Below are 10,330 nucleotides of genomic sequence, written 5' to 3' on the forward strand. Positions count from 1 at the left end.
CAACGTTGTTGACTTAAATCCAGACAAAACTAACAAGGAAACATTAAATCATGAGGAGGTATATCAAGAACTGAAACTGGCGGCATAAAAATTTACTTTTAGGCGACAACTAGCTTGAAAAACTCCGACTCTGTTGAGCGCTGCTTAAAATCGTGCTGGCTAAATTCGACGGCAGTTCATTCGGCGCAAATGGCGTGCTGCTTACGTCTGAGATCACGCCATGTTGCAGGCCAAATTTTTGATAAGGAAATGCCTGATAACGCAATTGCACCTCTTGACCAACTGCTAAGAAACCGGCAGTCCTACTAGGTACATACAGATGCACTTCGAGATTAGGTGAGTTGGGTGTTTCAGAGCTTGCTGAGTCCGTTGGAATTAACGTGGCTAACGATTGGCCGCTGGAAACAGCTTGACCGTCTTTGTAGGTAATCGTCGTAACGGTTCCGGATTCGGATGCCGTGATAAAGCTCTCTTTGCGATTTTGGTTTTCAGCGATCTCTTGTTGCAGACTGGCTTGCGAGCGCTGAATTTGAGATAGATCGCTTTCAAGGCTTGTTGAAAGGGCGATTATGTCAGAACGAATTGTCAAGCGAGTTGCTTGAAGTTGAACCTGAATCCGTTTCAATTCAGATACCTTGGCTTCAATATCAATGAGCGCTTCTTGCTTTTCTTGTGTTTGGGCTACCGATACGAAACCGCTCTTTTGCAGCAGCTCAAATTTGCTTAGACTTTGTTGTGCCAAGGCTTGACGTTGTTCCGCTAGAGACAGTTCTTTGGTCAGTTGAGCTTCTTCCAAATTAAGATTTTGCAGGCGGTCTTGTAATGCCCGTTTTTTATCAGCGTCTTGCGCTATGCGTAACCGCTGCTCTGCCGCCAAGGCTTGCTCACGAGCTGCTAACTGTTGTCCGACCAGTGCTGTGATTTCTCCGTTTGAACCTTGCCGTTCGGTCGATATATCAAACAGGATATCTCCGGCATTAACGTGCTGACCTTCAACGACGTGACTATGAACCAAGATGCCTGCATTAGGTGCTGCAATGGTAAGGCTACCTGCGCTAGGGACAGTAATACCGGCGACATGGGCTTTTTTGGTGTAGCTCCCAAATTCAACGAACAAGATTAGTAAAACAGAAATCGACAATGCCAACGTCACGATCAACCAATTTGACATCGGCTGCGCAAGGCGTATTGGTCCTAACCAATAATTTTCTTTAGTTGCCAGTACTTCTGATCGGAAGAAAGCGTTGTTCATGTGAGCCAATAATTCAAATTTACGTGTTTGGATCTGCGTATAGTTCGACCCAAATTTAACGCAACAAAAATTTCTTGGCTATACCCTAAAAAGGGTATTTTGCTTTTTATCGATAATTAATGATTGTTAAATGAGTGCTAAATTGCCGTGAGATAATTTTTCTATTCGGAAACCTTTTAGGATTCCTTCATTTAAAAACAATTACTTAGAAAAGTTAATTTAAGCATCAAGTTTTAACAATTAGAGTTAAGGTTTGGTTAAAACACCTGCAAATAAAAATAGAATTTGTCAGATTAAAACAACAACCAAGTAATTTCGGCACTTTAGCGCCAATCTCGGTATGTTTTTTGAATTCGCATCATTATTTCGAGGGCCACCAACTGGTTTAGTACTAAAAAAATCCCACCACCCCGCCGACCGCAAGATGATGGGTTTAATCGGTTCGCAATCCACACTTTTTTTGAATTGATGGACTACGAGAGTTGTTCTTGGGCTTTGCGTATTTTGTCAAATACAGTGTTTTCCTCAGGAATTAATTCCAATCACTGAGTCGTTTGAGTAGACGAGGACACACTATTATCTGTTGTAGCAATGTCGAAAAAGGGCGCGCTAGCACCGTCGCACGGCATTGCGCAACGCCCATCGCAAATTTATCCTTACCTGTTGTCGCCGACGTTAAATTGACCCAGATGCTGATATTTGACTGCCCCACTTCAGATCGATGCAACCTATTTAATGGCAACAGTTTTTGATGGGAATAGATGGGTCAATTTAGCACTGGCGACAGCAGTACTTGTCATATGATATATGTTTTTAACGTTTACTCGACAATATATTAGGTATTATCAAGTCGATTGCTCTAAGTCATCGGTTTTTATTGGTTGATAATTCGTATTATCAACCAAGGATTTATGTGGTATTCTGACTCAAATCGCTGTTCTTCGAGTGAAAAATGAGCAACCATACTGATATTCTTTTCGAACGCCCCACCTATACGCGATCTGACTATGCAGCACTGCGGGCGCATTGCTTGAACTTATCCATCGCCAAAATCACTTCTCTGTATTACATTGAGGACGCTCCCCAGCTTAAAAATGGGCTGGAGCGCTTCTTATTGGATATGCGTGCTGACTTAATTGAGCGAGCTATCGTCCACAACCCCGCTTTGGCTACTATTTTAAAAAATGCGCGAGCTGGAGGTGCGATCACTACGAAGGCATTAGAAATTCTTGTCAAAGCTGCTGAAGCACCGCAACCGATTCCTCATCCGGATCAGAAACTGTCCCAATGGCTTAAACCGATCACAGCAAATGCTCTGGCTGAAGAAAAGCTGATTACCATTCAAAACCTCATGGACTGGATTGCCGTACGCGGCACCAGTTGGTGGAGATCCATTCCAAGGATTGGCGAGTTAAAGGCCAAGGTGCTAGTTAAATGGCTTCAATCCCATTCGCAAACACTAGGCCGGCTGCAATTAATCAACACTAACATCACGGCGCCCTACCCTGCCCCAATCGCTGTCCACCCTAACCAACCGGGCATCATTGCGCCCATCGACAGGATTACCACGACGTCCCAATACGACGGATCCGCTGGGGTTAATCGCTCCCCTGCTTATTGCTATATTTCGGCTAATAACGACCTAGAAGCAATTAAGTGTTATCTCCTTCGGTTTGCCGACCAAAAACATGCTCTTCGCGCGTACAAAAAGGAGTTAGAACGATTTCTCCTTTGGGCGATCGTTATCAAAGCAATGCCAATGAGCTCGTTGAATGCGACGGACTGTGAAGAATATAAAGCTTTTCTTGCCCACCCTGCCCCGTCGTTTTGTGGCCCCAAAGCACCGCGTCACTCCAAGCTTTGGAAACCATTTAATGACAATGGATCGCTCAGTCCGCTAAGCCAACGCCATGCAATCGGGATTCTGCGCGCCGCTTTTGATTACTGGGTGAAAGTGAGATATCTGGCGGGTAATCCATGGGCGGCAGTGAAGGATCCGATCGTGGTCAAGGAAGTCGACGGCATGCACATCGAGAAGGCTCTTCCGGCACCACTATGGGATAAGTTGGTGACAGAGCTAAAAGTAGCTGGGGAAAACGACCACCGATACCGCACTGCCCTCGCCATAGTTTTATTAATGGGAGACTCAGGATTGCGTCGTGAAGAGGTGGCCACAGCTCGTCGTGAGTCGATTACGAAAAGCCAATTTGCAGATTGTATGGAACTTGAAGTAGTTGGAAAAGGCCACAAGAAACGCATTGTCCCCATCAGCGCGCGTGCTATGAAAGCGCTTGAAGTGCACTGGCTAGATCGTGGTCTTGATGTTCAGGAGCGTGATGATCTACATCTACTCTCCCCTCTTACGATTCCGGCACATGAAGCCGCCCAAAAAAAACTTGAATCTAATCGAGATGGCTATACGCCAGGATCTCTATATCGGATTATTCAGACCGCAATTAAGAAACTCTTAAAACAAGTGCCCTGCCCTTTTGATGCCGAAGAATTTCACCAACTAGAATCTACCACAGCGCATGCCTTCAGACACACGTTTGGTACATTGTCTGTCGCTAAAGATGTTCCGATTGATGTTGTCCAAGCAGTCCTTGGTCACGCTAGTGTTGGGACGACTTCAATCTATGTTCAGTCCAAGAAAAAACGAATCATGGAGGAAGCTGCTAAGTACTTCTTTGGGGCTACAACTTGATTCAGCGGACTTCATGACGTTGCCTTACGGCGGTAAAATCAGATGAGAAATTGCGGGGTAATCGCTGCGCTTATTGCTCTTGGCACATAATCGGTTATTTTAATGGGCCACTTGAATGTGCCGTGATGTGCCAAGGCGAAAAATATCAGCGTAGTTTGTGACGTTTTCTACTGCAAAAAGATGGACTCAACCAGATCATATTTGTGCGCCAGACGTTCTTTCTTGATCTTCTCTATAACTTGCTCAGCATCAGAATATGTGAACAACACTTCTTGCGATCTGTTTCCTAAATTGCTTTTCTTACCGCCCCACGCTCGTTCCACTACCCAATCGTTAAACAAATCTTGATAAACACGCACAGCGTAAAAGCGTCGATCCGTTTCCCACCTAAGCCTTTTCATGTTTGCTCTTTTCTTTTGTTTTAGTGATATTAAAAGTTTACAGAGCAAATCTTTGGTTTACAACTATTATTCCTCAATTCTCCAAAGCTTCCCAGCTTCAATAATTTTGAAAACTTTGATCATGTCACTTGGCGAGATGTAATTTTGTCGGCCGTTCGTAAGATCTATTCCTGATCCATCTCCGTGAATTTTTACTAGAACACCTTTCTGACCAGCAAATTTTTTATCAAAAAAATGTCGATAATCTTTTGACTCAGCTGTTTTTGTTGGTGCTGATATTAGTTGTTTTCTCGCGATGAAACTAAAATCTTCACCAGTCGTTAAAATTTTTGCGAGGTAGTTAAATGCCCTGCCCTTCATCAATCCTCCAGCTTTAAGATATTTTTCTTTGATCTTGAGCACATTTTGAAGCCGTTGATTGGTTTCCTTAGCCAACTTCATTAGCTTACAGATTCCAAAAAAACTGATCGCGTATTTTGTTTGCAGTATCGTTAAATCAGCGGGGATTTTGTTTTTTGTTTTTGTAGAAGGGCTTCTGTTAAAAGAAGCTTCTTTTTTAAAGACTTTGTTAACCTTATAGAGGCCATCGGACATTTCTGTCTCTTGCTCTTTAATTTGTCCCGTTAAATTTTTATCTTGTGTTGGTAATCCAATTAACTCGCGTAATTGTGTACTTATAGTGTATTCGCTATAACTGTATTCACCTCGGTTATTCCGACGATCTGTGCCTGGTGCTATAGCTATCCAGCCCTGTTCACGCATAAAAGCTAGCGCTCTAGAGACGGTTTTTGTGCTGATTTCAAGTTTATCGGATATGACATCTACTCGAAGTTTGATTGTGCGCTCTGCATCCTTAATCGGCGCTCTAGCCACTACATCGACGAGCACACGCATAAACGATTTAGTAAGAGATCTGCGAAGGGCAGGGTGTGTTTCTGTACGGGTTAAGTATGGACGAATCGGAGCTGGGTACTGAGAATAAGCACCTAGAACATCGTTGTATGTCAGATTTAGAGTGGTCATTGAAGCCACCCTGTTGTATGTTTTATGAAAAAACAGCGCATAAGATCCCCTTGCCACAAATTTCAGCAATTAGTTATTGACATGGGCGGTTAGGGGAATTAAAGTGAGGGCTCTGATACCGGATACTTTGTAGTTCTCCCGAACTGCCAATTATTCGAAAAAGCCTCGGCGCCAACCGGGGCTTTTTGCTTTCTACAGATTATCTTTTACATCGATAAATCTCCAAAATCAAAACACACGAAATCATAAGTCATTGATTTATAACGAATTGCAATTTTCTATGGTTTGTTTGACAACTCAATTGAGCGCTTTTTGATTATATCCATTACCGTCTTCTCAATGAGATCACGCTCTTCTTTTGATTCAAAGTCGATTCGAATCGTTTGATCTGTTGATAGTACTTTGCAGTACTTAAATTTACCGGCTTTGATTGGTGTGACTACTCGCCTCGGCTCCGCTGCTACGAACACATTGTCTCCTGCTTCCTTTGCTTGCCGAACACCAACCTCTTGCGTAATGTCACCGGCAATGATGTCTTTGACGGCTTGGATTACAGCGGCCTGTTTATATTCTTTTTCTGATATGAGTGCGAAAGCTGCCGCAGCTGTAGCTCCAATTTTTTCCGGATTCTCATAAATCAATGCTAGAGCTTCGGCCGGCAATCTTTCAAAGCTCATGAATCGTGCAATCGCACTCGGATCCGCACCAGATTCTTCAGCAAGTTCGCGCTGAGACTTTCCTGTCACTTCTTTTAGTCGTTTGAAGTGAGCATATTTCTGGACGTCAGGAAGTGAAGGATGGAAAAGGTTAGCGAAAAGCGCACCTAGCTCTGACTTGATTTCATCAAAATCATTTACGACAGCAGGTATTTCACTACGGCCAAGTTCACGATAAACCGCAACTCGGTTGTGTCCAGAAATGATCTCGTACTTTCCGTCAGCAACTGACCGAACCGTGATTGGTGTAACTAGCGGGTGCTTTTCGAGATTGTTCTTTAGTTCCTTGAACTCATCTGCCGTTAATTTTCTGCGCCGCCCCTCGATCTCAAGAAGATCAGAAAGCTTAATCTTTGAATGAGCACTGTTAATCGCCTTATTGAGCTCTGCTTCAAGTTCAGAGACTTTCTGCTCAGCTAGGTGCATACGTTCAGTGGCGTCCCAATGAGCGCTGGGCGCTGTTTTGATTGGACGCTCAACAGGCTTTTCAACAACGCGAGCTTTGATGCTGGCTGTCTTTGCACCAAGTTTGTCATATATACTCATGATTTACTCCAGGCAATCGCTAACTGATCGAGAATGAAATCGGCTAAACGATCAAGTGGTTCTTTATACCGTCGGTAGGCTTCCGCAGATCCGTCCGGTTTAGACAGATCGTAAATTGTTTTCAACTGAGCCGCAGCAGTCTTTGCCGCATTGGATTCAGGAATTTCGACGCCGTTGATATGCGCACCATATGCCTGCTTCATCCACTCTTTAACGATTCGTGAAATCTCGTTCTGTTGTACTTTCGTGAAAACAACCGAAACGAAGTCGTAGCTTTTGTCTTTTGCGCTAGGTAAGTTCTCTATCAGTTCGCTGAATATGCCCCAAAATTGAACTGATGACGCAAAGTCTAGGGCATCAGGAGGGCAGGGCATAATGAGCCCATCGGCTGCATACATCGCGTTGAGCGTTAAATAACTCAAGCTAGGAGAAGTATCTATTAAGATTAAATCAAACTCCTCCCGCAGTGGTGCTATACCGTTTTTCAATACTTCCCAAAAAGGGAACCCGCGTTGAGACATCGCCTTAGCGGGTAACGCAAATTCAGCTGCAAGAAGTCCGCTCGATGCTGGGATCATAGATAAGTTGTGCCAATATGTAGTTTGGACGGCATACCTGAAATCCGGTTGCTGATCGTGAATATATGGCATGATAGTGTGCCCGATCTCCACGTCTTGCTCAGGGCTGATACCTAAAAGCTGAGTTGCTGTGCCTTGTCCATCGCAATCAACACAAAGAACTTTGAGTCCGCGCAGGGTGGCCGCTTGGGCCATTGCAACCGTGGTAGAAGTTTTAGCTACGCCGCCTTTATAGTTGCAAACAGCGATCACTTTACCAAGTTGACCGCTGGGACGAGTAGGTCGGTTACCTACCGTTTGGATCCAAGTAATCGCGTCCTCAAGAGTATAATCCTTCGCTTTAGAACCTTCCATGCGGTTCCCAGCGGGCAGTGAATGTTTTTGGGTGAGGTATTTAATTTGGGTTTTGTCGACCCTGCATAATTCAGCGATAGCTGGGCTGGTAAATGTTGGTGAAACTTTACGTGGGTGTGGCTCAATCATTGCTTCACGCACTTGGGCGAGAACATCTGCGGCTGTAAGCGCGAGCTCGTCTAGATCCTTCATCGATATTTTTTTAGATGCCATTAAATCACTCCGAAACTGTTGATATGTTCTGCATTTATCGAAACTTCCACAATAATGCGGAAATAATAGAGCGTTAACAATGTAGGTGCAAGTTAACATTGTGGAATGTTGTTTCCATGTTGGAGACAATCGAGCTCAAAAATGCTTCACTCATGATTTTAAGTGGTGATTTTGGAAGATCTTCGCGAATAAACGCTCGGTTTAGCGTTATTTAGAGGTGAATTCTGAAGAGTTTATTCTTTACCTGATTAGTTTAGGATTTAAATTAATCTTTTGTAAATTTAATCCAATGCTTAATCCGAAGAACGACTGTTATAAATAATTCAAACTAGCGCTACTAAGGGTTGGTATAGCGATAGATTGCATAACAACTGCTAGATATTAAAAAACATTGATCTATTATATCGTTGATAACAACTGTTTTACGTTTACAGCAATAGCAGATAATTCTGGCTGAACAGCGGCAATCATCAAGGACATGCTGCAGTTTTCGGATATGCTTGAACCTATGTGGTCGAATAATCGTGTGGGCTTGCGACAAGTAAAAGTGTTAGTAGTGGCTTTGGTATAATCTGGACCCCAAAGATGAGCGGCACGGTTTGGTATCGCGCAATCCTGATGTGATCAATCCTAACCCATATTGGGTAGGACAGGCTCTCGGTGATTCTGGATCGAATTTTGATTTTGTGATTGATCTAGGACGCATTGCTTCACAAACTAATGCGTCAAGTTGTGCAGGAATCTATCCAACAAGTGGTTAGAGTTGCATTTGTTTGTTTATGGCAGTTGAATATCTTGGACCGCTCAACGGAATTGTAAACTCCTACGTCGCGTTATCTAACAGCGCCACTTGTAGAAAGCAACACAGAAACTGTTGAGGATGTTTTGTAAATAAAGAGCGCCTTACAGGGTGACCTGAATTCGAACTGCGCTAAGTTCTGCGCGCTTATGATGGTTAGCTCTTTGGTCATTTGAACTCTGTAAATTGAGGCGAGTACTAGTTTCCCTTAGGTACTTTAGTAAGGTGAAACTTGGAGCAGATTTGAAGTTACAACTATAAGATAGGAAAAATTAAGAAACACCTTTAGGCATATTACTATTTAGTATAATCGCGCTTATAGCGCGATTATACTAAATAGTAATATGCCTAACAAGCGAATTGTATTTGAATTTAAAAAAATGTCCGCTATTATGCAAGTACACATCCCCATTTGTTTCGGCAGATGGGCGCGGGGTCGCTCAGGCGACCCCCGCATCCAAATCCCTAACCTCTTCGGTGGTTGGGCGCGAGGCCGCCGAAAGGCGGCTTCTGCATTTTATCTAGGTGACTATGGTAACTGCGCTGAGTACCGCCCCAAGAACAAGCGTATACATTGATGCATTTAATCTCTATTACGGCTCATTAAAGGGAACGCACTATAAGTGGCTTAACCTACAAACAATGTGCCAGCACTTGTTACCAGGTAACGACATCATGTCAATAAAATACTTTACCGCCAAGGTTAGTGCGCGTCCGAATGATCCACAAATACCGTTACGGCAACAAATGTATTTACGTGCGATCCAAACTATACCAACCGTTGAAATCATGCTGGGGCATTACCTTACACAGACAGTAAAAATGCGTTTGGTTACACCTATCCAAGACGCAACAGGGCACATACACAAATTCGCGAACGTGATTAAAACAGAAGAAAAAGGCTCAGATGTGAACCTGGCCGTAGCACTAATGAATGACGCTCACCTGAATTTATTTGATGTTGCGGTGGTTGTATCAAATGATTCAGATTTACTTGCGCCAATTAAAATTATTCGCGCCTCAATGGGTAAAAAAGTCGGAGTATTGAATCCTCAACAGAATACAAGTCGAGCTATTCAGCGAGAGGTCGATTTTTATAAACCAATACGCTCTGGCGTGCTACAAATCAGTCAGTTTCCGGACAACCTGACCGATAACATCGGAGCATTTCACAAACCACTTAGCTGGTGATAATTTCAACAACGTCAATTTTGCATTGCTGTCAACACCCATTAGCTTAACTTATCACGAGCAACTAAAACGCAACTCGTCGATTGCGCATATTCTTCGCAGCTTTGCCAAAGCAGTGATTTGTGACCACGATGGCGCGTACTCAGCGAAATAACCGAGAATTCGCTGTAGTAACGGTATCAGTCTCGGCAGTCGAAGCTTGCCGTTGACATTGCGCCTCCCAACTAACTCAATCTTTGTGAGTAATAATGTCTACGCGATAATCACCGGAACCTCTGGTCACTCTAAGTATTCATGATACGTCAATAGGTGACCAACATAGTGCTCAAATTCCTAACCAGTAATTCGATCTACATTATTGATTTGAAAAAAGCAAAATCGCTGTAATTGGTAACATTGTTGCCGCCGACCGAAAATTGACCCACTGGGGGTGCGGACAATTTCTTGGACTGATTTACGTTGTTAAACCTAGACTCTCTCGGTACTCGATCGGGCTGAGATAGCCGAGAGACATTTTAATCCGCTTTTCGTTATACCAGCGAATATAGGCATC

Annotated in this window: 7 protein-coding genes; 2 read left to right on the top strand and 5 right to left on the bottom strand. The window is 43.5% G+C overall.

From position 1 onward, the window contains the following. Positions 1-109 precede the first annotated feature (109 nt). A complete protein-coding gene (locus E2I14_RS18940) occupies positions 110-1,171 on the bottom strand; it encodes an HlyD family secretion protein (protein ID WP_165967907.1) in 1,062 nt (353 codons plus the stop codon). Positions 1,172-2,204: 1,033 nt separating this feature from the next. On the opposite strand from E2I14_RS18940, the gene E2I14_RS18945 reads away from it, so the two are divergent. Continuing rightward, positions 2,205-3,956 carry a phage integrase family protein gene (locus E2I14_RS18945; RefSeq protein ID WP_133331482.1) on the top strand — a complete coding sequence of 584 codons (1,752 nt, stop codon included), beginning with the start codon at positions 2,205-2,207 and terminating at the stop codon, positions 3,954-3,956. A 467-nt stretch (positions 3,957-4,423) separates the two neighbouring features. On the opposite strand, the gene E2I14_RS18950 is transcribed toward E2I14_RS18945, so the two are convergent. The 3 genes from E2I14_RS18950 to E2I14_RS18960 form a co-directional block, all read right to left on the bottom strand. Further along, complete coding sequence (locus E2I14_RS18950) at positions 4,424-5,380, bottom strand: hypothetical protein (RefSeq protein ID WP_133331484.1); 957 nt, start codon at positions 5,378-5,380, stop codon at positions 4,424-4,426. A 278-nt stretch (positions 5,381-5,658) separates the two neighbouring features. Further along, positions 5,659-6,642, bottom strand: coding sequence for a ParB/RepB/Spo0J family partition protein (locus E2I14_RS18955; RefSeq protein ID WP_133331486.1), 984 nt, complete (start codon positions 6,640-6,642; stop codon positions 5,659-5,661). Next, the gene (locus E2I14_RS18960; protein ID WP_133331487.1) at positions 6,639-7,787 is read right to left on the bottom strand and encodes a ParA family protein; all 1,149 of its coding nucleotides are present in this window, start codon (positions 7,785-7,787) and stop codon (positions 6,639-6,641) included. Before E2I14_RS18960 ends, E2I14_RS18955 begins: the two co-directional genes overlap by 4 nt. A gap of 1,330 nt (positions 7,788-9,117) precedes the next feature. On the opposite strand from E2I14_RS18960, the gene E2I14_RS18965 reads away from it, so the two are divergent. Continuing rightward, a complete protein-coding gene (locus tag E2I14_RS18965) occupies positions 9,118-9,777 on the top strand; it encodes an NYN domain-containing protein (RefSeq protein ID WP_133331489.1) in 660 nt (219 codons plus the stop codon). Between the two features lie 454 nt (positions 9,778-10,231). Here E2I14_RS18965 and E2I14_RS18970 read toward each other — a convergent pair. Beyond that, a partial coding sequence (locus E2I14_RS18970; protein WP_133327162.1) for an IS3 family transposase occupies positions 10,232-10,330 on the bottom strand: 99 nt, incomplete at its 5' end.

This window comes from Sapientia aquatica, from assembly GCF_004358105.1.
Lineage (GTDB): Bacteria > Pseudomonadota > Gammaproteobacteria > Burkholderiales > Burkholderiaceae_D > Solimicrobium > Solimicrobium aquaticum.